The organism is Micromonospora sp. NPDC050417 (genome assembly GCF_044458865.1).
GTDB lineage: Bacteria > Actinomycetota > Actinomycetes > Mycobacteriales > Micromonosporaceae > Micromonospora_G.
Window position 1 is genome coordinate 81,708 of record NZ_JBITIH010000017.1, and the last position, 22,775, is coordinate 104,482.

Annotated in this window: 16 protein-coding genes and 1 riboswitch; of the genes, 5 read left to right on the forward strand and 11 right to left on the reverse strand. The window is 71.0% G+C overall.

What is annotated here, in order from left to right; all coding sequences use genetic code 11:
- Positions 1–98 precede the first annotated feature (98 nt).
- Entirely contained in the window at positions 99–305 is a 207-nt protein-coding gene (locus tag ACIBF5_RS22075; protein ID WP_396814475.1) for a hypothetical protein, read from the reverse strand.
- Between the two features lie 263 nt (positions 306–568).
- The gene (locus ACIBF5_RS22080) at positions 569–1,441 is read right to left on the reverse strand and encodes a hypothetical protein (protein WP_396814477.1); all 873 of its coding nucleotides are present in this window, start codon (positions 1,439–1,441) and stop codon (positions 569–571) included.
- Between the two features lie 484 nt (positions 1,442–1,925).
- On the opposite strand from ACIBF5_RS22080, the gene ACIBF5_RS22085 reads away from it, so the two are divergent.
- The 3 genes from ACIBF5_RS22085 to ACIBF5_RS22095 all read left to right on the forward strand — a co-directional run bounded on the left by ACIBF5_RS22085 (position 1,926) and on the right by ACIBF5_RS22095 (position 5,855).
- On the forward strand, positions 1,926–3,422 hold the full coding sequence (locus ACIBF5_RS22085) for a von Willebrand factor type A domain-containing protein (RefSeq protein ID WP_396814479.1): 1,497 nt from the start codon (positions 1,926–1,928) through the stop codon (positions 3,420–3,422).
- A 220-nt stretch (positions 3,423–3,642) separates the two neighbouring features.
- Positions 3,643–5,436 carry a LamG domain-containing protein gene (locus tag ACIBF5_RS22090; RefSeq protein ID WP_396814481.1) on the forward strand — a complete coding sequence of 598 codons (1,794 nt, stop codon included), beginning with the start codon at positions 3,643–3,645 and terminating at the stop codon, positions 5,434–5,436.
- 161 nt (positions 5,437–5,597) lie between these two features.
- Entirely contained in the window at positions 5,598–5,855 is a 258-nt protein-coding gene (locus tag ACIBF5_RS22095) for a hypothetical protein (RefSeq protein ID WP_396814483.1), read from the forward strand.
- A 63-nt stretch (positions 5,856–5,918) separates the two neighbouring features.
- On the opposite strand, the gene ACIBF5_RS22100 is transcribed toward ACIBF5_RS22095, so the two are convergent.
- Genes ACIBF5_RS22100 through cobG form a run of 3 tightly spaced genes read right to left on the reverse strand, consistent with a single transcriptional unit; the run spans position 5,919 to position 9,372 of the window.
- The gene (locus tag ACIBF5_RS22100; RefSeq protein ID WP_396814485.1) at positions 5,919–7,484 is read right to left on the reverse strand and encodes a precorrin-2 C(20)-methyltransferase; all 1,566 of its coding nucleotides are present in this window, start codon (positions 7,482–7,484) and stop codon (positions 5,919–5,921) included.
- Complete coding sequence (locus tag ACIBF5_RS22105) at positions 7,481–8,107, reverse strand: precorrin-8X methylmutase (protein WP_396814487.1); 627 nt, start codon at positions 8,105–8,107, stop codon at positions 7,481–7,483. Before ACIBF5_RS22105 ends, ACIBF5_RS22100 begins: the two co-directional genes overlap by 4 nt.
- Positions 8,104–9,372 carry a precorrin-3B synthase gene (gene cobG / locus ACIBF5_RS22110; protein WP_396814489.1) on the reverse strand — a complete coding sequence of 423 codons (1,269 nt, stop codon included), beginning with the start codon at positions 9,370–9,372 and terminating at the stop codon, positions 8,104–8,106. Before cobG ends, ACIBF5_RS22105 begins: the two co-directional genes overlap by 4 nt.
- Positions 9,373–9,508: 136 nt before the next feature.
- Positions 9,509–9,631: riboswitch (cobalamin riboswitch) on the forward strand.
- A 121-nt stretch (positions 9,632–9,752) separates the two neighbouring features.
- Here cobG and cobN point away from each other — a divergent pair.
- Positions 9,753–13,472, forward strand: a complete 3,720-nt coding sequence (gene cobN, locus ACIBF5_RS22115; RefSeq protein WP_396814491.1) for a cobaltochelatase subunit CobN — start codon at positions 9,753–9,755, stop codon at positions 13,470–13,472.
- A gap of 220 nt (positions 13,473–13,692) precedes the next feature.
- Complete coding sequence (locus ACIBF5_RS22120) at positions 13,693–14,628, forward strand: mycothiol acetyltransferase (protein WP_396814493.1); 936 nt, start codon at positions 13,693–13,695, stop codon at positions 14,626–14,628.
- Between the two features lie 120 nt (positions 14,629–14,748).
- On the opposite strand, the gene ACIBF5_RS22125 is transcribed toward ACIBF5_RS22120, so the two are convergent.
- The 6 genes from ACIBF5_RS22125 to ACIBF5_RS22150 form a co-directional block, all read right to left on the reverse strand.
- Positions 14,749–15,942, reverse strand: coding sequence for a cytochrome P450 (locus ACIBF5_RS22125; RefSeq protein ID WP_396814495.1), 1,194 nt, complete (start codon positions 15,940–15,942; stop codon positions 14,749–14,751).
- A gap of 49 nt (positions 15,943–15,991) precedes the next feature.
- On the reverse strand, positions 15,992–17,197 hold the full coding sequence (locus tag ACIBF5_RS22130) for a nucleotide disphospho-sugar-binding domain-containing protein (protein ID WP_396814497.1): 1,206 nt from the start codon (positions 17,195–17,197) through the stop codon (positions 15,992–15,994).
- An 88-nt stretch (positions 17,198–17,285) separates the two neighbouring features.
- The gene (locus ACIBF5_RS22135; protein WP_396814499.1) at positions 17,286–18,569 is read right to left on the reverse strand and encodes an FAD-dependent oxidoreductase; all 1,284 of its coding nucleotides are present in this window, start codon (positions 18,567–18,569) and stop codon (positions 17,286–17,288) included.
- Positions 18,566–20,245: a prenyltransferase/squalene oxidase repeat-containing protein gene (locus ACIBF5_RS22140; RefSeq protein WP_396814501.1), complete on the reverse strand. Its 1,680-nt coding sequence runs from the start codon at positions 20,243–20,245 to the stop codon at positions 18,566–18,568. Before ACIBF5_RS22140 ends, ACIBF5_RS22135 begins: the two co-directional genes overlap by 4 nt.
- Positions 20,246–20,258: 13 nt before the next feature.
- Positions 20,259–21,290 (reverse strand): UbiA family prenyltransferase, encoded by a 1,032-nt coding sequence (locus tag ACIBF5_RS22145; RefSeq protein WP_396814503.1) that lies wholly within the window; start codon positions 21,288–21,290, stop codon positions 20,259–20,261.
- 8 nt (positions 21,291–21,298) lie between these two features.
- Positions 21,299–22,330 carry a polyprenyl synthetase family protein gene (locus ACIBF5_RS22150; RefSeq protein WP_396814505.1) on the reverse strand — a complete coding sequence of 344 codons (1,032 nt, stop codon included), beginning with the start codon at positions 22,328–22,330 and terminating at the stop codon, positions 21,299–21,301.
- Positions 22,331–22,775: the final 445 nt, after the last annotated feature.

The window sequence follows — 22,775 nt, forward strand, 5'->3', positions numbered from 1 at the left end:
ACCGACGAGGCGAGCCCGAGGGAGGCGAACTGCCGCTCTCGGGCCCTTCCGTCGTGTGGGCTCGACTTCTCACCCCAGGGCGTACGGGATCGGCCGTCCTAGTCTCGTCTCCGCGCCGCGAGCCCACCGGCGATTGCCAGGATGACTCCGACGACGATCAGCGCGTAGAACAGGAGTTGCAGCATTCCGCCGCCGATGTTCGGGCCACCCCAGCTTTCGGGGAATTCCTCTCTCGCCCACAGATTGACGAGCGCGCCGACCAGTCCGGCAATTGCAGAGAATGCGCCAAGCTTTATCAGTCGCACAGGGACCTCCGCTCCTGAACGATCCGGGACGGACCGTGGTGAGGTCCACAGGGTATACGGCGGTGGTCCACGGTTGATCCTTCCTTGATTGTCCACGTCGTTGGAAAATGATTCAGCAGAGTGCGAGTCGACGGAGCAGGCTTCCGATCGACAACGAGTCGGAGTCGACCGCTGTCTGGCCGGAAACCTGCTCCGAACGATTGTGCGCGGTCAGGCACCTACCGTTTGTGGCGAGACGACCGGCCGCGACGCGGATCCTCGGCTCAGGTGTCGTCGCCGAAGGCCGTGACCGCGGCCCAGTACTCGCCAGCGACGACGCGGCAGCTGTACCTGAGGGGGTTCAACGAGCCGTAGGCGTAGTCGCAGTTGTTCACCAGGTGGCTGAAAAACGTGTTGTCGCACGCTGACTTGTGGTTTCCCGGGGCCTCGTAACACAGGTCGTGCCGGGCGCACGGCCCACGGAAGTCCGCGAAGAGGTACGAGTCCGGCGAGCTCGTGCAGTAGTCGTGAAGGGATCCGCGACTGGGGTCGTACACGTAGTTCGATGGCACGGTCACCAACGAGGCCATGATCGTGGGTCCGCCCAGGCCCAGCGTGACCGGTGCATAGTCGGAGAGCAGAACACTCACCGGGAATGCGGTCGTGCGGTCGAACGGGACCGTCTGTACGAGATTGGTGCCCACGATGCGATACGTCGCGGGAAGCAGGCTCCCCTTCGCGTCGATCGCGTACGGGGCGTCGTACGCTCCGACGACCTTGCCAGTGGCGTCCCTGACGAGGACCTCGCTGGAGAAGGAGGCGTCGCCCTGCGCCGTCTTCTCCGTACTCTTCACCGGGCTCAGACTTCCGCCAGGGGGAACGGCGGCGGCGATCTGGTACGAGTGCGGTGCGTTCGTCCCGGGCACCGTGACCGGCGCCAGCCCGTTGGTCGGAGCCGTGGAAACGACGACGATCGAGGGCCCGTTGGCCGCGGCCGAGGCGATCCCCGATCCGAAGGGGACGACGACGGACATTGTGACGCTGGCGGCGACCGCCAGCAGTCGTGATCTTGCATTCATTCGTGACTCTCCCCGCTCATCGCCCTGGGCGATAGTTGACATGACGCAATGTGCCTCCGATGCGGCGGCCAACCCCACGAGGGACAATGTGGAGTTTCTGTCACCCGTGGGCGCTGCCCCAGGAGGTGTCAGAAGCATGGTTCGACCTGCTAACACGTCGCTAAAACAGCGACTTAACTCCGGCTTACCGTGGTGTCGCCCGGTTCCCGAATCCATCGCCCCTGGTCGTTGAACGCCTACCCCTGTGGCTCGGAGCCGGGGTCTTCGGGCCGGGGATCCGGCGATGTTGCCGACGCGGGTGCGGGAAAGCGTGCGGGTTGCCCTGCCCGGCAGGTCTCTTCGGCAACCATCGCGGGGTCACGTTCTGCGTACGGGCCGGTCACGAGGCTCACGTTTGGGTGTCGGCTCGGTAACCGGCGCACCGCGCGCTGTTTCTTTCTGACGCAATGGCAGGAACGGCGGCGCGCGGCGACTGATTGACGTCAGCGCGCGGTTCCGCCGAACCGGTGCCGAATCTGTCGGTCCCGGGCCTTTCATCACCGACGTGCATCGGAGGTAGGCGATGGCTTCCACCCGCCGATCGGCTCCACTGGCGGTTCTGCTCGGCATCCTGGCCCTGACCGTGTCCACCACCCTGGTCGGCTGTTCCGCCGACAGCGAGGACGACCACGGGTCGGGGCGCCCCCCGGTCTCCCGGGGTGAGGACGAGGACAGCCAGTGGCCCGGAAAACAGGGCTCGTCCACCGAGTACGACCCCGAGTCGACTTTCGCCGTCGACGTCGACACCGCGTCGTACGGTTACGCCTCGCGCCTGCTCCGGGAGGGCCGGTGGCCGGAGCGGGACAAGGTGCGGCCGGAGGAGTTCGTGAACTCCTTCGAGCAGGACTACCCGGAACCGGGTGGAGACGGTTTCGCGGTGCACATCGACGGTGCGCGCCCACCGACCAATCACGGGACCACCGTCGACGACGAACTGCGGCTGATGCGGGTCGGGCTGCAAACCCGTTCGGACGAGGCGGAGAACCGACCGGACGCCGCCCTGACCTTCGTCGTGGACACCTCCGGTTCGATGGCTGAGCCCGGCCGGCTCGACCTGGTGCGGGATGCGCTGCACACCCTCGTCGACCAGCTTCGGCGTACCGAATCGGTGGCCATCGTGGCGTTCAGTGGCGAGGCCCGGGTGGTCCAGGAGATGACCCGTGTCTCCGACGCGGAGCGACTGCACTCCGCCATCGACTCGTTGCGACCGGAGAGCTTCACGAACCTGGAGGCGGGACTGGTGCTCGGTTACCAGGTGGCCCGGGAAGGCTTCCGCGCCGGCCAGACGAACCGGGTGATCGTCCTTTCCGACGGTTTGGCGAACTCCGGGGAGATCGGTGCCGATGCCATCCTGCGGCGGGTCCGGGAGGAGGCGGACAAGGAGATCGCGCTGCTCGGGGTCGGTGTCGGCAGCGAGTACGGCGACGCCCTGATGGAGCGGTTGGCCGACCGTGGCGACGGGTTCGTGGTGTACGTCGGCGACCGCACGCAGGCGCGGGAGGTCTTCGTACGGCAGTTGCCGGCGACGTTGACCGTACGGGCACTGGACGCCAAGGTGCAGGTGACGTTCGACCCCGCCACGGTCAGCTCCTACCGGCTGGTCGGGTACGAGAACCGCGCGCTCGCCGACGACGACTTCCGGGACGACCGGGTCGACGGAGGCGAGGTGGGACCAGGCCACAGTGTCACCGCGCTCTACGAGGTGCGGCTCAACGGTGAGCGGCCCGCCTCGGCGCGTGCGGCCCAGGTACGGGTGCGCTGGCTCGACCCGCAGGACCGGACGGCGGCCGAGACGTACGAGTCGGTCACGGTCGGGAACCTCGACGGGCGGTTCGAACTGGCCTCCCCTCGACTGTGGGTGTGTTACGCGGCCGGGTACTTCGCCGAGGCGCTGCGGCGTATTCCGGCCGGGGAGGAGATCCGGTTGACGGACCTGCGCCGGGTCGCCGAGCGGGCGGCGGAGCAGACCGGGGACCCCAAGGTGGCTGAGCTGGCCATGTTGATCGGCCAGGTGGCGTAGGGGGCGGAGCCACGATCGACGCCGGTCCAGTGTGCTTGATCAAATCACTGGCCCAGGCACGCCGGACCTGTGACACTCACTTCCCGTGATCTTGATTGCGCAGTGCGCGGCGCCGGTCAATCACGAACGTCTGGTACAAATCACGGGAGGTGTCATGGCGAGCAGTCGTCCCGACGGGTCGATACACGCAAGCCTCGGGTCAAGGATCGTCGTAGGGATCATGGTTGCCCTGTCGATGGTGCTCGGTACGCCCGCGCTGGCGGCAGCGGATCAGGGAATACAGGTGTCGGTGACGATCGATTCGTTACCTGACGGTCCGGGTAAGCCGGCGACCTTCACCATCTCCTCCACGGAGCCGAAGGTCACAATCTTCCGCTACGGCTGGACCGCCGTGGCCAATGAGGTTGCCGCGACCGGAACCACCATCCGCTCGGCCACGGTCACACTGACCGTGCCCTCGTACGGCCTCAACACGCTCTATGTCACGGCGGTCGACGACAACTTCCACAAGGGCTACGGCTCGGTGGATTTCTCCATCCTGACGCCGCGGGAGGCGACGGCTCGATGGGGGCTGGAGTCCATGCCCGGCACGACCCGGGAACAGGCGCTGGCCGACCAGTGGCCTGGGCTCGGCGGCGCGACGCCGCTCACCGGCACGAACATCGGTTGGGCGAACGGCGCTCGCCTGATCGGCGCGGAGACGGTCGACTTCGACGGGCACTCGTCCTACCTGTCGGCGTCGCCGGCGGTTGTCGACACCGCCGGAACCTTCGCGATCGCCGCCTGGGTCCGGCTGACCGACACGTCCGTGGACCGGACCCTGGCCAGCATGGACGGCAGCGGTCTTGACCCACTCGTTTTCGGCTACCAGCGGGACACCAACCGGTGGTCGGTGCGGATGCCGTCCAAGGCGGCCTCGCCCCAGGTCGAGTGGGCCGAAGCCCGGTCGACCTCGGTGCCGAAGCCGGGCCTCTGGACCCACCTGGCGGCGGTGCACAACGCCGCTGACCAGACCCTGAAGCTCTACGTCAACGGCAGCCTGGAGGGGACCGCCAACGGGGTCACCACCTTCGACGACCCGGCGGGAGAGTTCCGGCTCGGCCGATCGGACTCGTCGTGGTGGCAGGGCAACCTCAGGCTCGTGCAGGTCTACGATCGGGCCCTCACCACCGCCGACTTCTTCGGCCGGCCCGCGACCGACCCCGAATCCGGCGGCGTGGAGCGGACAGGGTTTTTCGAACCGAGCCAGGTCGGGTTGTGGGGCTTTTCGGGCGCCAGCTCCTGCTACGAGGAGTCGACCGACCCCTTGGTCTGCAACGCGCCCGACTACAGCCCATTCGGGCGTCAGCTCGGGTTGGCCCAGGGCAGTTTCGTCGGTTTCGGACACGTCGGCGACGGACTGCTGCTGGACGGAACGCACTGGACCGACGATCCGTTCGACCCGTACTACGGCATGGCGACCAAGGAGTACGGCCGGTCGCAGACGAACATCGGTGAGCCGGGCAGTCCGGTGTGGCAGGACAGCCCGGTACTGCGCACGGACCAGTCGTTCACCGTGTCCGTGTGGGCCAAGCTCGACTCCGCACAGGGAGAGCAGACGGTCGTCTCCCAGGACTCGACCGGCTCTAGCGCCTTCCAGTTGGGGTACCGCCCGGCTGATGGCGGTGAGTGGGTCTTCAAGATTCGCGCCGATCCCAGTGGCGAGAACGACGCGGAGACCACGTACGCGACGGTGGCGGCCCTGAATCCGACCGGGTGGCACCACCTGGTCGGGGTGCTCGACGCGACCCGGTCCGAGGCTCGGCTCTACGTGGACGGAGCGCTCGCCCAGACGGTGACGCTCGATCCGGCGTGGAAGCCGTGGCAAGCCTCGGGTCCGTTGCTGGTGGGCCGGGCGACCACATCGGCGGGCCCAGCGGAGTGGCTCTATGGCGCCGTCGACGACCTGGAGTTGTACCAGGGCGTTATGAGCGACGGCGGCATCGGGGCTCTGTACGATCGGCAGTCCTGGTAGGCCGTGCGGCCAGCGATTGCGTGAGTGTTCCACCCGAGGGGTCCGGCCGAGGTCGGGCCCCTCGGTGGTGGCCGAACCGCGCCCGCTCGGCGTGCCGGCCCCGGTCCTACCCCACCGGCCGTCGCCAACGTCGTCTCCTGGTCTGTCACCGCTCCAGGTTATTGGCTGGCATCCTCGGCGCACTCACCCTGGCGAAGCGCCGGATCGTCGCCGTGACGGGCGACGCGGTGGTGGTGATGGAGGCCGGCGGCGTCAACGGCACCACCCCGACGAAGGTGCTCGCCCGGCTGCCCCGCCACACCCGGCTCGGGCCGGTCAGGGGTGTCTGGGCCAAGACCAGGATCGGCGAGGAGAAGCTGTACGTGCACCTGCGGTTCCACAAGCAGGTGCGGGCCGCCGACGCCGCGCTGGCGTCCTGAACGGTCGCCGTTGACCGGCCGGGGTGGTGAACCGCGTACCCCGGCCGATCAGCGTTGCGGGAGTCAGGCCGGATAACGCCGAGGCGTGAAGACCACCGGGCCGGCACCGCCCCGGGAGACCACCTGCGTGGTGGAGGAGCCGACCAGGAGCAGCGTACGCATGTCGACCTCGGCCGGGTCCAGATCGGCGAGCCGGACCACCCGTACCCGCTCGCCGGAACCGCCGACGTCCCGGCCGAGCACCACCGGAGTCTCCGGGGACCGGTGTTCCAACAGCAGTTCCTTGGCCGCCGCCACCTGCCAGACCCGACTCTTCGAGCCCGGGTTGTAGATCGCGATCACCAGGTCGGCACTCGCCGCCGCGGCCAGCCGCTTGGTGATGACCTCCCACGGCTTGAGCCGGTCGGACAGCGACAGCACACAGTAGTCGTGCCCGAGTGGGGCACCGACCCGGCTCGCCACCGCCTGCGCGGCGGTCAGCCCCGGCAGCACCCGTACCGGAATGTCGGTCCACTTCGGCTCGGAGGCGACCTCCAGCACGGCGGCGGCCATCGCGAAGACGCCCGGGTCACCCGAGGAGACCACCGCGACCCGCCGCCCGCGCCGGGCCAGGTCGAGGGCGAACTCGGCTCGTTCCGCCTCCACCCGGTTGTCCGAGGCGTGCCGTCGCTGGCGCGGGTTGGCCGGCACCCGGTCCAGGTAGGGCCCGTACCCGACCAAGTCGTCGGCACTGTCGAGCGCGGCCCGTGCCTGCGGGGTCAGCCACTCCCGTCCGGCTGGTCCGAGCCCGACCACCACCACCTCGCCGAGCCCGGCCGGCTCGACCGGAGACGACTCGACAACGGTGACCGGTGCCGCCTCGCCCGCCAACTCGGCCCGGGTACGTTCGTGCACCCGGCTCGGCAGCAGGGCCAGGGAGAAGTACGGCACCGTCTCGGGGTCGACCTCGTCCAGTTTGGCCGAGCGCTGCTGGTCGGTGGTGGCACGTTCGACGTACCAGGCCTCGTCCAGCCGGCCCGCCTCGGCGAGTGCCGCGCGGACGTTGCCGAAGGTGCGGCCCAGTTTCATGATCGCGGCTGAGTCGGTCGCCGCCAGCCGTTGCGCCAGCACCTCGGCCGGCAGGGTGCCGGGCAGGATGGTCAGGGTCTCGTCCCGCTCGACCAGCGGACGCCCGAGTACGGCGGCGGCGGCGCTCACCGAGGTCACGCCCGGTACCACCTCGGTCGGGTAGCGGCCGGCAAGCCGCTTGTGCATGTGCATGTAGGAGCCGTAGAAGAACGGATCGCCCTCGCAGAGGACCACCACGTCCCGCCCGGCGTCCAGGTGCGCGGCGAGCCGGGCCGCGCAGTCGGCGTAGAACTCCTCGATCTCGGCGCGGTAGCCGCCCGGGTGTTCCGGCTTCTCCGTGGTGACCGGGTAGGTCAGGGCCTCCTCGATCTGCCCGTCCCGCAGGTACGGTTCGGCGATCATCCGGGCGACGCTGCGCCCGTGCCGCGCACTGTGGTAGGCGACCACGTCCGCCCGCTCGACCAGCCGGGCGGCCTTCACCGTCACCAGTTCCGGGTCGCCCGGCCCGAGTCCCACCCCGTAGAGCCGCCCCACCGGCGTGCCGCTGTCCACCCTGGTCACTCTTTCTCGTTGGCGATGGCGTTGATCGCCGCCGCGGTCATCGCGCTGCCACCGCGCCGGCCGTGCACGACCAGGTATTCCAGTCCGGCCGGATGTGCGGCGAGCGCCTGCTTGGACTCGGCCGCACCGATGAAACCCACCGGTATGCCGAGCACGGCAGCCGGTCGTCCGGCTCCCGCGTCGATCAGCTCCAGCAGGCGGAACAGGGCGGTCGGCGCGTTGCCGACCGCGACCACCGCGCCGTCGAGCCGGTCACCCCAGAGTTCGAGGGCGGCGGCGCTGCGGGTGGTGTCGAGTTCGGCCGCCAGGGCCGGTACCCGAGGGTCGCGCAGGGTGCAGATCACCTCGTTGTCGGCGGGCAGCCGGCTGCGGGTCACACCGGAGGCGACCATCTCGGCGTCGCAGAGGATCGGCGCACCCGCGCGGAGCGCCGCCCGCGCGGCGGAGACCACGTCGGGGGAGTAGCCGACATCCGTCGGCAGGTCGACCATGCCGCAGGCATGGATCATGCGTACGACCACCGTGGCGACATCGGCGGGCAGGCCCGACAGGTCCGCCTCGGCGCGGATCGTGGCGAACGACCGGCGGTAGATCTCCGCGCCGTCGCGGACGTAGTCGATCACGTACCCCTCCGTGCCGCCGCGATCGCGGCAGCGGTCTCGTCCAGCGTCGCCGACCGCGGGCGCGGTCGACCGTCCAGGCTGACCTGGTATCCGTCAACGGTCGCCAGCACCTCGACATGCCGGTCCGCCGGCCGGCCGCAGCGCCGTTCGCAACCCACCCAGTGCACCGGCAGGCCCGTCGGACCCGGTGCCGCCGCCCGATGCACCCGGTTCGCGTCGGCCCGTACGTCGGCGAGCGCCTTGGCGCAGCCAGGGCGCCCGGCGCAGCCGGTCACCCCGACCCAACCGGCGGAGGCGTCGGCCACCAGTCCCTCGGCCGTGAGCGCGGCCAGCCGGCGCTCAGCCTCGCCGGTGCCCAGATCGGGTACGACGACGGTGCGCCACGGAGTGATGTTGATCTCGTCAGCAGCGGCCCGTGCCGTCGCTTCGAGCACGTCGACCTGCGCCACGGTGAGCCGGCCGAGCGGCACCGTCAGAGCCAGCGCCTGCCGCCCGTCGATCTGGGCGATCCGGCCGACCGGCGAACGGGTCGGTGCGGGCGCGGGAGCGAGCCCGCCGGGTGATCCGACAAACGCCGGGTCGAGTGCCGTACGTAGCCGGTGCGCCACCCGCCGTACACCGTCGTCGAGTTCGGCCAGCCGCCAGGCGGTGCCGCCCTGCGCCGCGTACTCGGCGAGGAAGGCATGCGCTGCCCGCAGGGCGGTGCTCGCGCCGGCCGCCGGAGGCACCCGCACGCCCGTGTCGGTGCCGCCCAGCAGCACCGCGAGGGTGTCCGACGCCACGGCGAGCAGACCCACGTCCGCACCGAAGCCGGTCACGTCACCGCGGCCGTCGTCAACCGTGAACAGGAACCGGCCGGGGAGGTCGGCGAGCGCCGGGTCGGCACACAACCCCTGGTCAAGCTCGTCCACCAGGCCCCGGAGATCAAATTGTCCACCCTCGGCTCTGCCGCTGAGTGTGGAAGCGATCACGTTGCGTACGCGTTCATGAGTTTCTGACGGCAACAGGCCCGTGGCCCAGAGCCGGGCGGCCAGTTCCCGCTCCGCACCCGCCGGCAGGCCCCGAAGCTGCACGTTGCCGCGCGAGGTCAGCTCCAGCCCGCCATCGCCCAGTTCGGACGCGGCGGCGGCCAGCACGGCCAGTTGGTCGGCGTGCAACCGCCCACCGGGCACCCGGACCCGGGCCAGGTTGCCGTCGGCGGCGACATGTACGCGCAGCGCCCCCGGACAGGCGTCCGGTGCCGACCGCCCTCGTGGTGACCACACCCGGCGGATACTACGGCCTGGGCAGGGCCAGCCGACCGGCACGCCGGCCGCCGCACCAGCACCCCTGTCGGGCGCGGCTTGACGAACCGGGGTCCGACTCGTGAGAGTGGGAGCCGCTGAAACGCGGCGACAGGTGGAGGAAGCCGGTGTGATCCCGGCGCGGTCCCGCCACTGTTACCGGGGAGCGGACCCCGACATGGTCACGGCCCACACGGGCGGGAAGACCGGGGCGAGCGACGATCCGGGAGCCAGGAGACTCCAGGTCACCGCGCGGCAGGGAACGGACCCGAAGGGCCCGCGCCGGGCCGCAACCGACGAACCCGGGGCGCGGACCCCGAGGGAGGAACCACCATGCCACGCCACGCCCTGCGCGGTGCCCGATGATCCTGCTTCTTTCCACCTCGGACACCGACCTGCTCAGCGCCCGGGCCAGTGGCGCCGACTTCCGGCTGGCCAACCCGGCCCGTACCTCGGTCGAGGATCTGCCGGCCCTGCTCGACGGCGCCGACCTGGTGGTCGTACGCATCCTCGGCGGCTACCGGGCCTGGGAGGAAGGGCTCGACGCGCTGCTGGCCGGGACACTGCCGGTCGTACTCCTCGGCGGTGAGCAGGCACCCGACGCGGAGCTGATGCGCCGCTCGACCGTGCCCGCCGGGGTGGCCGCGGAGGCGCACACCTACCTCGCGCACGGCGGCCCGGCCAACCTCACCGAGCTGCACCGGTTCCTCTCCGACACGATCCTGCTCACCGGACTCGGCTTCGCCCCGCCGGTCGCGACGCCCGAGTGGGGGCGGCTGGAGCGCGAGTCGCGCCAGACCGACGGCCCGGTGATCGCGGTGCTCTACTACCGGGCCCACCACGTCGCCGGCAACACCGCCTTCGTCGAGACGCTCTGCGCCGCGATCGAGGACGCCGGCGGCCGGCCGCTGCCGGTCTACTGCGCCTCGCTGCGCAGCCCCGCGCCCGCCCTGCTGGAAACCCTCGGCGAGGCGGACGCGCTGGTCGTGACCGTGCTCGCCGCCGGCGGCACCCGCCCAGCCGAGGTCGGGGCCGGTGGCGACGACGAAGCCTGGGACGTGGGGGCGCTCGCCGCCCTCGACGTGCCGATCCTGCAGGGGCTCTGCCTGACCAGCAGCCGCGCCGTCTGGGCCGACAACGACGACGGCCTCTCCCCGCTCGACACCGCCACCCAGGTCGCCATCCCCGAGTTCGACGGCCGGATCATCACCGTGCCGTTCTCCTTCAAGGAGATCGACGCCGACGGGCTCACCGTCTACGTCGCGGACCCGGAGCGGTCCGCCCGGGTCGCGGGGATCGCGGTCCGGCACGGTGTGCTCCGGCACACCCCGCCGGAGCAGCGCCGGATCGTGCTGATGCTGTCGGCGTACCCGACCAAGCACGCCCGGATCGGCAACGCGGTCGGCCTCGACACCCCGGCCAGCGTGGTCCGGCTGCTCACCGCCATGCGCGCACAGGGGTACGACATCGGCCCCGCCGACGGCCCGGACGCCTTCCCCGGTGTCAGCGCCGGTGACGGTGACGCCCTGGTGCACGGGCTGATCGCCGCCGGTGGACAGGACCTCAACTGGCTCACCGAGGAACAACTCGAAGGCAACCCGATCAGGATCCCGGCCCGCCGCTACCGGGCCTGGTACGCCACCCTCCCGGCCGAGCTGCGCGAGGAGATGGAACGGCACTGGGGTCCGCCCCCGGGTGAACTCTTCGTCGACACCTCCCGCGACCCCGACGGCGAGATCGTGCTCGCCGCGCTCCGCTCCGGCAACACGGTGGTGATGGTCCAGCCGCCGCGCGGCTTCGGTGAGAACCCGGTCGCCATCTACCACGACCCGGACCTGCCGCCGAGCCACCACTACCTGGCCGCGTACCGGTGGCTGGCCGACGAGTTCGGCGCGCACGCGGTGGTGCACGTCGGCAAGCACGGCAACCTGGAGTGGCTGCCCGGCAAGACGCTCGGCATGTCCGCCGCCTGCGGACCCGACGCCGCCCTCGGCGACCTGCCCCTGATCTACCCGTTCCTGGTCAACGACCCCGGTGAGGGCACCCAGGCGAAGCGGCGGGCGCACGCCACCCTGGTCGACCACCTGATCCCGCCGATGGCCCGCGCCGACAGCTACGGCGACATCGCCCGGCTGGAGCAGCTTCTCGACGAGCACTCGAACATCGCGGCCCTGGACCCGGCGAAACTGCCGGCGATCCGGGCCCAGATCTGGACCCTGATCCAGGCCGCCAAACTCGACCACGACCTCGGCCTCGAAGACCGGCCGCACGACGCCGAGTTCGACGAGTTCATCCTGCACGTCGACGGCTGGCTCTGCGAGATCAAGGACGTACAGATCCGCGACGGGCTGCATGTGCTCGGGGTGGCGCCGAGCGGACAGAACCGGGTCGACCTGGTGCTGGCCATGCTCCGGGCCCGGCAGATGTGGGCCGGACAGGTCGCCGCGCTGCCCGGTCTGCGCGAGGCGCTCGGCCTCACCGAGGACGGCAGCGCCGCCCGGGGCGAGGTGGACCGGATCGAGGAGACCGCCCGCGCGCTGGTGCTGGCGATGGAGGAACAGGACTGGGCGCCCGGTACGGCGGCCGAGGTGTGTGCGGCCGTGCTCGGCGACCCGACAACCGGCCAGGCAGCGGCGACCGGCGACCCGGCGGTCGGCCAGGCAGCGGCGACCGGCGACCCGGCAACCGGCCAGGCAGCGGCGACCGGCGACCCGGCGGTCGACCACGCGCAGGTGGCACGGGTGCTGGAGTTCGCCGCCACCGAGATCGTGCCCCGGCTGGACCGAACCACCGACGAACTGGCCGCCGTGCTGCACGCGCTCGATGGCGGCTACGTGCCCGCCGGCCCGAGCGGGTCGCCACTGCGCGGCCTGGTCAACGTCCTGCCCACCGGCCGGAACTTCTACTCCGTCGACCCGAAGGCGGTGCCGAGCCGGCTGGCCTGGGAGACCGGGCAGGCGATGGCGGACTCGTTGCTGTCCCGCTACCGGGCCGACACCGGCGAGTGGCCGCGTTCGGTCGGGCTCTCCATGTGGGGCACCAGCGCCATGCGCACCGCCGGCGACGACATCGCCGAGGTGCTCGCGCTGCTCGGCGTACGGCCGCGCTGGGACGAGGCGTCCCGTCGGGTCACCGGTCTGGAAGCGGTCGACCTGGCCGAACTGGACCGGCCCCGGATCGACGTGACGATGCGGATCAGCGGCTTCTTCCGGGACGCGTTCCCGCACGTGGTCGCCCTGCTCGACGACGCGGTACGGCTGGTCGCCGGACTCGACGAGCCGGCCGAGTCGAACTACGTACGGGCGCACGCCCTGGCGGACCAGGCCGAGCACGGTGACGAGCGGCGCTCCACGATGCGGATCTTCGGCTCGAAGCCCGGTGCGTACGGGGCCGGACTGCTGCCACTGATCGACAGCCGGAACTGGCGTGACGACGCCGACCTGGCCGAGGTGTACGCGGTCTGGGGCGGGTACGCGTACGGCCGGGGCGTGGACGGGGTCGCGGCGCGGACCGACATGGAGACGGCGTACAAGCGGATCGCGGTCGCGGTGAAGAACACCGACACCCGGGAACACGACATCGCCGACTCTGACGACTACTTCCAGTACCACGGGGGCATGATCGCCACGGTGCGGGCACTCACCGGTAAGGCACCGGCGGCGTACATCGGGGACAGCACGCGGCCGGACGCGGTGCGTACCCGTACGTTGAGCGAGGAGACGGCCCGGATCTTCCGTGCTCGGGTGGTGAACCCGCGCTGGCTCGCCGCGATGCGCCGGCACGGCTACAAGGGCGCGTTCGAACTCGCCGCGACGGTCGACTACCTGTTCGGCTACGACGCCACCGCTGGCGTCGTCGCCGACTGGATGTACGAGAAACTGGCCGAGACGTACGTCCTCGACCCGGAGAACCAGAAGTTCCTCACCGAGTCGAACCCGTGGGCGTTGCACGGCATCACCGAGCGGCTGCTGGAGGCGGCCGACCGGCAGCTCTGGGAGCACCCGGAGCAGGCCACCCTCGACGCGTTGCGCGAGCTGTACGTCCAGACCGAGGGCGACCTCGAGGACGACGGCTCCGAGTAGCCCACCCGTGTAAGGAAGGGGCCCTTGTTAACGCTAGGCGTTAACAAGGGCCCCTTCCTTACCGCCGTGATAGCCGTCCGTGGCGCTCCCGTGATCTAGTCATCGACGATGCCAGTGAAAATGCTTCAGGTATCGGTTGCCACCATCCAAGGTCGAGCCTCCCTCGTCCAATGTCGAGCCGTTCAGGGTCGATGTCGGGCCGCTCCGAAGGGTTCCTCCTGTGACCACGATCCGCGTTGCCCACTCCGACGAACTCCCCGGGCTCGTCCAGTACCCGAACGATGCCGAACGCAACGCCGCGACCGGCACGTACCTGACCGATCTGCTCACCAAGGGCTGCACCCGGCCGCAGTGGTGCCTGGTGGCCGAGGACGACGGCCGGCTCGTCGGCAACGTCGTGCTGTGGACCATGCCCGGCCACGAGATGCCCACCGACGTGGTACTCCTGGAGGCCCCCTGGGACGACCCCGACCTGACCGTCGGGCTCGCGCTGCTCACGGAGGCGGCCACCCTGGCCAGGACGCTCGGCGCCACGGAACTGGGCCACGTGGTGGACTCGCCGGTCCAGGCGTCACAGTTCCAGCGTCACCCCGAGCGGCGCGCGGAACTGTTGCGACGAGCCGGGTTCACCGTCGCCCGCGACGGCCGACGCTTCCGCTGGCTGGCCGGCGGGGTGCTCCTCCCGCAGGACACGCGACTACGGTTCCGGTCCCTCGCCGAACTGGGCCACGAACCCTTCGTCCACCTGCTGGAGACCCTGCTCGTGGAGACCGCCGACGCGCGGCTGACCGAAAACGTGCGGCGGCACGGCCCGCGCAGGGCCGCGGAGCTGCTGTTCGAGGAGTCAGCGGAATTCGACCACGAGCCGCAGTGGTGGGAGATCGGGTACGACGCTGACGGCACTCCGGCCGCGATCAGCCTCCCGGCGTACAGCCCCGCCTTCCCGGTGATCGGCTTCGTCGGTGTCACCCCCGCGCACCGGGGCAAGGGCTACAGTTCGTCGGTCGTGGCACGGGGGACGGCGATCCTGGCCGAAGACGGCGCCACCGAGATCCGGGGCGACTGCGACGTAGAGAACATCGCGATGTTCAAGGGTTTCCAGCGCGCCGGTTACGACAACTTCGCCAACCGGATGGAGTTCACCCGCCCGCTCTGAGTCGTACCCGACCGACGCCGCCGGCTCCTCCTGGTCCGGCGGCGTCGACGCCGTGCGGATTCCGTCCGGTGGCGGTGGAGCGCACCTTTTCAACCCCTTGTTCGTCAGGTTCTTACCGTGTCACCAGGTGATCGGGAGGGATTCGAGGGTGCGTACGGCCATACCCTGACGGAAGCGGAGTTCGTCGGAGGCCACCGCGATCCGTACGTTCGGCAGACGCCGGAGCAGTCCGCGCAGCGCCTCCTGCAGTTCCATCCGGGCGAGTTGCGCACCGAGGCAGTGGTGGATGCCCGCGCCGAAGCCGAGATGCGGGTTCTCCGGGCGGGACAGGTCGAGTCGATCCGGCGCCGTGAAGGCGGCCGGGTCGCGGTTCGCCGCGACGAACGCCGGTAGCACCGCCGACCCGGCCGGCAACGTCACCCCGTTCAGCTCCACCTCCTCGGTGGTGACCCGGGGCAGCATCACTCCGGTTTCGCCGAGTTGGATGAACCGGGTCAGCTCCTCGACCGCGGCCGGGATCGCGTCGAGGTCCGCGCGGAGTCGGGCGAACTCCTCGGGGTGGTGCAGCAGGGTCAGCAGGAACATGTTGATCTGGTTGGTGGTGGTCTCGTGTCCACCGATCAGTACGCCGACGCAGACCGAGACGAGTTCCCGCTCGGTGAGCTTGTCCTCGTCGTCGCTGGCGCTGATCAGTGCGGTGATCAGGTCGTCGCCCGGTTCGGCGCGCTTGGCGTCGATCATCCCCGCGAAGCTGTCGAACGCCGCCTGGGTTCCCTCCGGGTCCCGGCTCCAGTCGCTCATCATCGTGTCCGACCAGGTCTTGCAGAGATACCGCAGGTGCTCCGGTACGCCGAGCAGTTCGCTGATCACCGCGATCGGGAACGGCGTCGAGAAGTGCCGTGCGAGGTCGACCGGCCGGGGCTGGGCCTCCACGTCGTCGAGCAGTTCGTCGACGAGCTTCGTCACCCACGGTCGTAGCTGCTCGACCCGCCGGGGAGTGAACGCACGGGCGACCAGCCGACGCATCCGGGTGTGGTCCGGCGGGTCCATCCCGATCAACGATTCGGTTTCCAGCACGCCGAGTTCTTTCGGCGGCCCACCGGGCCCGACGGCAGCGGCCCGGCTGAACCGGGCATCGGTGAGCACCCGGCGTACGTCGGCGTACCGGCTCACCAGCCATGCCGGGCTGCCGTCGGGCATGGTCACCGGCGTGACCGGGCGGTGTTCGCGCAGCTCGGCGAGTTGCGGCGAGGGGTGGAAGATCGTCGGCGGTGCGGCGAACGGGTACGGGATCGGGGTCTGCGCTTCGGTCATCGGTACCTGCCCTGAGAAGTCGGGAGCGGATGGGGAGAATGCGGGCAGATCAGGGGGGCGCGCCGACCCGTCCTCGGGAGGCCAGCCGTTCCAGCGCCGGAACCAGGTCGGCCGGTGCGGGGCGGGCGTGGATGGCGTCGCGCAACCGGTGCGCCGCATCCGTCCAGCTCCGGTCGTGCAGCAGGTCGGTGAGCCGTTCCCGGATCGCCGGTCCGTCCACCGCCGACCCGTCCAGGTAACCGCCGGCGCCGGTCGCGGCGAGTCGCGCCGCGTTGAAGTGCTGGTCGCTGACCTGGGGAAGCACGAGTTGCGGCACGCCGAGCGCGGCCGCGGTCATGGTGGTGCCGGCACCACCCTGGTGCACCAACGCCCGGCAGGTCGGCAGCACCAGGTGCAGGGCCAGCGGCGCCGCCGCCACCCGTACGTTCGGCGGCGGCTCGCCGAGCTGGTCGCGTTGCCCGGCGTCGAGTGCGACCACCACCTCCAGGTCGAGCGCGGCGAGTGCCGCCACCACCTGCGGTGCACCAAGCAACCCGGTCAGTTCGGCGCCCGCCATCATGGTTCCCCAGGTGACGCAGATCCGGTCCCGGTCCGGCCCGCAGTCACGCCACAACCAGTCCGGCAGCACCGAAACCCCGTTGTAGGGCACGAACCGGGTCGGCTCGGTGGGTACGGCGACCGGCACCCGCATCGGCGCCGGGCACGGGTCGATGGTCAGCGTGCCGTCGAGATCGACCCGGTCGGTCGGCACGCCCACCCGGGCGGCGAGCGGGCCGACCACCGCCTCCGGATCGAGGTCGAGTTCGGTGCCGGAGTCCGGCCCCCACAGGTGACGCACCCCGGGCACGCCGAGCGCGGCGGCGGTGATCGCACCGGCCAGGTTGAACGGTTCGTACACGACCAGGTCGGGTCGGAAGGCGCGGCCGAAGGCGACCAGGTCGTCGAGCATCGCGTCGGCGTACCGGACCACCCCGCCGTCCGGGGTGATCTCCGGTTTCATCCGGTTGCCGGTCGCCGTTGCCGCGTGTGTGGGGGAGCGGGCGGCCACCGGGCCGATCTGACCGCTGAAGACCGTCGCGAAGTCGAGATCCACCCCGACCGGTACGGCGGTCAGCCCCGCCGAGGTGACCGCGTCGACCAGCCCCGGCCGGGCGGCGACCCGGACCTGGTGACCGGCGGCCTGTAGCGCCCAGCCGAGCGGGACCAGCGGAAAGAAGTGCGACCGCCAGCCCCAGGTGGCCATCAGCACCCGCACGGGCACCACCGGTCCGGGTCTTCGACGCGCGTCGGTCGTCCCATCAGGCCCCGCCGGTCCGCCACCGGGTTCGGCTCCACTGTGCTGGTCATGCTGCCGTACCGCCGTTCGCCGGGGACTGCCCGCTGCCGGCGTACGCCCGCCGGTCACCGAGCAGTCCGAGTTGGTAGAGCCGGTCGACCGGGGTCAACCGGTGCGGGGCGACTCCGGCGAGGTTGCCGGTGGTGAGCCCGAGCAGACGGGGATTCGCGGCGGTGTGCCGCATCATCCGCCCGCCGACCAGCCGGGCGAGCCCGGTGGTGCTGGTCAGCATCCGGGCGGCGTGGTGGCTGACCGTCGCGGTGTGGTCGAGCCGTCGCAGCCGGGTCGTGTGGTAGTCGGCCAGTACCCGGTCCAGCGTGCCGGTGTCGGTCCCACCGGTGGCGTCGAGGAGGTCGGCCAGGGCCTCGGCGTCACCCAGGGAACTGTTCATGCCCTGTGCCGCCATCGGGTGTACGGCGTGCGCCGCCTCGCCGACCAGGGCGAGGCCGGGTACGGCCAGCCGGGGTGCGCGAAGCCGGTAGACCGCGAGGATCTGCCGCTGACGCAGGTGTGTCCGGAGTGCGTCGGCGAGCGGGGTCAGCGCGGGTACCCCGGTCAGCACCCGGTCGCACCAGGCGGCGAGCGCGTCGCCGCCGAGGCCGCGTAGTTCGTCGCGCCGGATCTGGACGTAGAGCCGGCACCGGTCACCCGGCAGGGGGTAGACCAGCCGTAGGCCGTGCCCGGCCCGGTAGGCGCTGACCTCGTCGGCGACCTGTACCCCAGGAAGGTCGAAGGCGACGAGCTTGTGGTCGTAGTCCCGGCGGATCCCGTCCAGGCCGACCGAGCGGCGCAGCCGGGAGGAGAGCCCGTCGGCGGCGACCACGAGCCGGGCGTCGATCTCCACCGGTTTGCCGCCGTCGACCGCGCGTACCCCGGTGACCCGGCCGGTGGGGTCGCGCAGCGCCCCTTCGACCAGCACACCACGGCGTATCTCGACGGTCGGGCCGAGTGTGCCGGCGAGCGCGTGCAGCACGTTCGGGTAGCCGGTGCAGAGGATCTGCCGGTACGTACCGGGCAGCGCGTCGTAGTCCAGACCGAGCAGGATCCGCCCGGCCGGGTCCCGGATGGCCAGTCGGCCCACCGGCACCGCGCCGCCGGTACGCAGCGCCGGCAGGACACCCCAGCGGTCCAGTATCCGGACCGATTCCGGTTGCAGTAGTTCGCCCTTTGCCACCTCGACCGGCGCCGCCTGGCGCTCCAGCACCAGCACGGAGAGGCCCAGTGCGCCGAGTGCCCGGGCACTGGCGAGCCCGCCGACCCCGGCGCCGCAGATCACCACGTCGTAGCTCAACGTGCCGCCGCCTCGACCGCCGTCCGGTAGCCCCCGAGCGCCCGCAGTGCCAGCGACTGGGCGATGGCTCCGTTCGGGTAGTACATGTAGTTGCGGATGTAGGCGCAGATCCGGCTGGGACGCCAGATGCCGTCGGGTTCCTGTGCGGCGAGCAGCCAGCCGACACCGCGTCGGATCACCTCGTCGTCGGCGGGGACCCCGGCGCCGAGCAGGGCGGGCAGGGCCCACGCGGTCTCCTCGACCGAGGCGTCGTCGGTGGTGCTGCCCGAACCCCACCCGCCGTCGGCGCGTTGGGCGCGCAGCAGCCACCCCTTGGCCCGTACGGCCACCGGGTCGGCCCGTAGACCGGCGTGGCAGAGGGCGTCGAGCACGATTGCCGTGCCGGTGGTGAAGTCGCGGTACCAGAGGTTGTGGAAGGAGCCGTCCGGCCGCTGCTGGGTGAGCAGCCAGCGGGCCGCCGCCGCGACGGGCGGGCTGTCGTGGGCGTGACCGGCCTCGCGTAGGGCGATGATGCCCTGGCTGGTGATGCCGGGGCAGGGTCCGTCGTTGGGCAGCTTGGTGTCGCGTACCCAGAGGCTCCACGAGCCGCGCTGGTCCTGCCGGTCCAGCAACCAGGCCAGCCCGGAGTGGAGCACCGGGTCGGCGTCGTGGCCGGGCAGACGCGCCAGCGCGGCGAGGATCTCCGCCGACTCCAGCGTGACCGGCCAGCCGCGCGGGCCGGAGTAGCTCCAGCCGCCGGCCGGCACGCCGAGTACGGTGAACGACTCGCGCTGCTGGCCACGGTGGAACAGGTTTCGGGTCGGGGCCAGCCGGCGGTCGTCGGCGTACCCGGCGGCGATCAGGCCGGTGGCGGCGAAAGCCGAGCGGGTCAGGTCGAGGTTGGACACCGCGTCCCAGGCGCCGTCCGGGCGGACCGAGTCACGCAGGAACCGGGTGATCGCGGTGACCAGGTGCGGGGCGAGCCCGGCGTGGGCCAGCCCCAGGCAGACCAGGGCGGCCGGCCACGGGTCCTCGCTGAGCACTCCGGTCCGACCTTCGTGCTGGTGGATCGCCTCCAGCAGGCGCAGCGCCGTGGGCTGGGCCAGCCGACGGGTGAGCCGGCGCAGCGGTCCCGGGGCCGGCAGGGTGCGGGTTTGCAGCAGCGCCATGCCGATGAACGGGGCGGTACGGAAGGAGATCCGCTGTCGCCGTACCTTGTCGAAGAGGACCAGTTCCAGTGGCAGTCGACGCAGTTCACCGGCTTCGGGCAGTTCGGCCAGGGCCAGGAACTGCTTGCACATGGCGGTCACCGCCAGGTCCTCGATGACCGCCACCCCGCCGAGTTCGGCCAGCCGGCGCCGGCCCGCGACGACCGCCTCGGCGCTGCCGGTCGGGGCGACGAGGTGCAGGGTGGCGGTGGCGATGATGGTGGGTACGAGGGCGCTCTCCGCGCCGGTCACCCCGCCCCAGCCGCCGTCCGGGCGCTGCTGTCGGCGGAGCCAGTCCGCACCGGTCCTGATCAGTGCGGCGGAGCCGCTCGGGTCGGCCGTGCGCAGGGCGGCGATCGCTCCCGCGGTGCCCAGGACCGAGCCGGGGGGCGAGTCCCGGAAGGCACCGTCCGGGCGCTGCCGCCGGAACAGTTCCTCGGCGCCGACGGAGATGGCGCGGGAGACCTGGTCGATCTGGACCGAGCGCATGGGGCGGCTTCCTTCAGCTGTGTTCGGGTAGGTGGGGCAGGGTGATCACCGGGTGGCCGGGTGGTCCGAGTTCGTACCCGGCCCGCATCCGGGCCTGGCTCCAACCGGTGACGAGCAGGATCGCCACCGTCAGCACCGCGGCGGGGGCGAGTCCGAAGCCGAGGGCGACCATCGAGCCGGCGAGTCCGACTCGTTCCAGGACGAGGAGTTCGTGGGCGCGCAGCGCGGTGCGTACCGACAGGTCGCCACGGCGGGCGAGCAGACTCACGAAGATCGACGACCCGGCCACGGCAAGCAGCGCGAGTAACCAGAGGTAGGGCGTCCGGCCGTCGGGGTGGACCGCCTCGGCCGGCGTCGTCACACCGCCGACCAGGGCGGCGACCAGGGTCAGGGCGTAGCAGCCGGTGGCGGTCCAGACCGCTGCCCGGTAGCCGTGTCGCACCGGCATGGTCTGGTATCCGCCGGCCCGGTCACCGTCGACGTCGCGCAGCGTGCCGACCAGGTTCGAGGCGGTGTCGTGTGCCCAGATCGCGACGAGGAACGGGAGTAGCGCCCACAGGTACGGTCCGGGGTCCAGCAGCGCGCCGTAGAGCAGGGCCAGCGCGCCGAGCAGGCCGCGGATCAGGTTGCCGGCCAGGCCGCGGGCCTTCAGACCCCGGCTGTACGCGACGATGCCGCCTGCGGCGAGCAGGGCGACCAGTGTGGCGGGCCAACCCCCGAGTACGGTCAGCCCGCCGACCGCGACGAGGCAGGCGATGCCGCAGCCGAGTGCCGTTTCGGGGCGGAGCCGGCCCGAGGGGATCGGCCGGTGGGGTTTGCTGATCGCGTCCAACCGCCGGTCGAACCAGTCGCCGAGGTAGTGCCCGCCGATCCAGCCGATCGTCGGGGTGGCCCAGGCGGCGAGCAGCGCCCACCACTCGTGTTCTCCACCGGTCAGGCCGGCGCCGGCGAGTCCGAGCAGGCCGACGTACCAGAGGGTGTACGGGCGCCAGGTCTGTACGTGTGCGACCAGTGCGTCCCGGCCGTGCCGTGTGGTGTTCGTCATGCCCGCTGTCACCATTGCCGCGCGGTGGCCCAGTGGGTGATGCCGGCGAGTACCGCGACACTGGGTGACGACTCCAGGGTGGAGAGTTGGTTCCGTGCCCGCCGGATGTGTTCGGTCACGTGGTCGGGGGCCCGCTCCAGCGCGCCGGTCTCGTGTAGCAGCCGGTGGAAGTCCTCGAGGGCGGCGGCGTCGGCCGACCGGCGGTTGAGTGCCTCGACCAGCCGTCGGCGCTGGGCCCGGTTGCCGGCCTGGTACGCCAGCAGCACCGGCAGGGTGGTGCGGCCGTTGGCCAGGTCGTTGGTGGGTGACTTGCCCGCCACCGCCGCTGGTGTGGTGTACGCCAGCAGGTCGTCGCGGATCTGGAAGGCGACTCCGAGGTGTTCGCCGTAGCTGGCCAACTGTCGGCAGTGGCCCGGTTCGGCGCCGGCGAGGATGGCGCCGATCTCGCAGACGGCCCGGAACAGGGCGCCGGTCTTGAGTCGGATCATCTCCAGGTAGGTGGCCACGTCGATGCCGGGGTCGCCGACGAGTTGCGCCTCCAGCACCTGTCCCCGGCACAGGTCGGTGCCGGCGCGGGCGAGTACGGCGATCGCGGTGCCGATCGCGCTGTCCGACACCCCTGCGGCGCGGCACTCGGTGATCGACTCGAAGGCGGTGAAGATGAGGGCGTCGCCGGCCACGATCGCGTCCGGCAGGCCGTAGACCAGGGGGACTGCGGGGCGGCCTCGACGCATCTCGTCGGCGTCGATGATGTCGTCGTGCACCAGGGTCGCGACGTGGAGGTACTCCAGGCCGAGTGCGGCCGGCAGGATGTCCTCCGGTCGGCCGCCCACGGCGGCGGCCGACTCCAGCATCAATATCGGCCGGATCAGTTTTCCCGCCGGGAGCAGTGCGTAACGATGTATAGTCGACAGCCTGTCGGCGGTGTCTGTTGTCGCTGGCCACCTGTCATCGAGTGCGTCACGTAGAAGTCGGGCGGCGCGACTCGACGTCAGGTCTTTCAGGAAGTCGCGAGGGTCTGTTCCGGCAATCGCGGTCATGGGCTCACGGTCCTTGCTGGCAGGATCGCGGGTGTGTCTCTTGTGGATCAATCGAATTACGGCGACCGTACCATCGCCCCCGCGCAGGGTAAAGAAGTTTCTCGATGGTATAATCTTCGTGTCAAATTTGTCACAAGGGCGATATCACCGCTCAATTCACGGTTGCTCGGGGCAACTACGAACGACCATCATGAAAGAGCGCCTCTGGGGTGAAATCAGGCAAGATCCACACTCTCTGATCGAATCGGAATTTTCCCTGTTCGGGCCGCTGGTCGACCTATCCGGGTCGATGTGCCGGCCATTTGGCGAAATTCGAAGAGCCCGTGTTCGCCAGTTCTGGCGGCCGACCTGGCCGACCTGGCCGACCTGGCCGACCTGGCCGACCTGGCCGACCTGGCCGACCTGGCCGACCTGGCCGACCTGGCCGACCTGGCCGACCTGGCCG

Coding starts and splice junctions, on each gene's coding strand:
- ACIBF5_RS22085 (WP_396814479.1), top strand. CDS start 1,926: ATGGCTTCCACCCGCCGATCGGCTCCACTGGCGGTTCTGCTCGGCATC.
- ACIBF5_RS22090 (WP_396814481.1), top strand. CDS start 3,643: ATGGTTGCCCTGTCGATGGTGCTCGGTACGCCCGCGCTGGCGGCAGCG.
- cobN (WP_396814491.1), top strand. CDS start 9,753: ATGATCCTGCTTCTTTCCACCTCGGACACCGACCTGCTCAGCGCCCGG.
- ACIBF5_RS22125 (WP_396814495.1), bottom strand. CDS start 15,942: ATGACCGAAGCGCAGACCCCGATCCCGTACCCGTTCGCCGCACCGCCG.
- ACIBF5_RS22140 (WP_396814501.1), bottom strand. CDS start 20,245: ATGCGCTCGGTCCAGATCGACCAGGTCTCCCGCGCCATCTCCGTCGGC.
- ACIBF5_RS22145 (WP_396814503.1), bottom strand. CDS start 21,290: ATGACGAACACCACACGGCACGGCCGGGACGCACTGGTCGCACACGTA.
- ACIBF5_RS22150 (WP_396814505.1), bottom strand. CDS start 22,330: ATGACCGCGATTGCCGGAACAGACCCTCGCGACTTCCTGAAAGACCTG.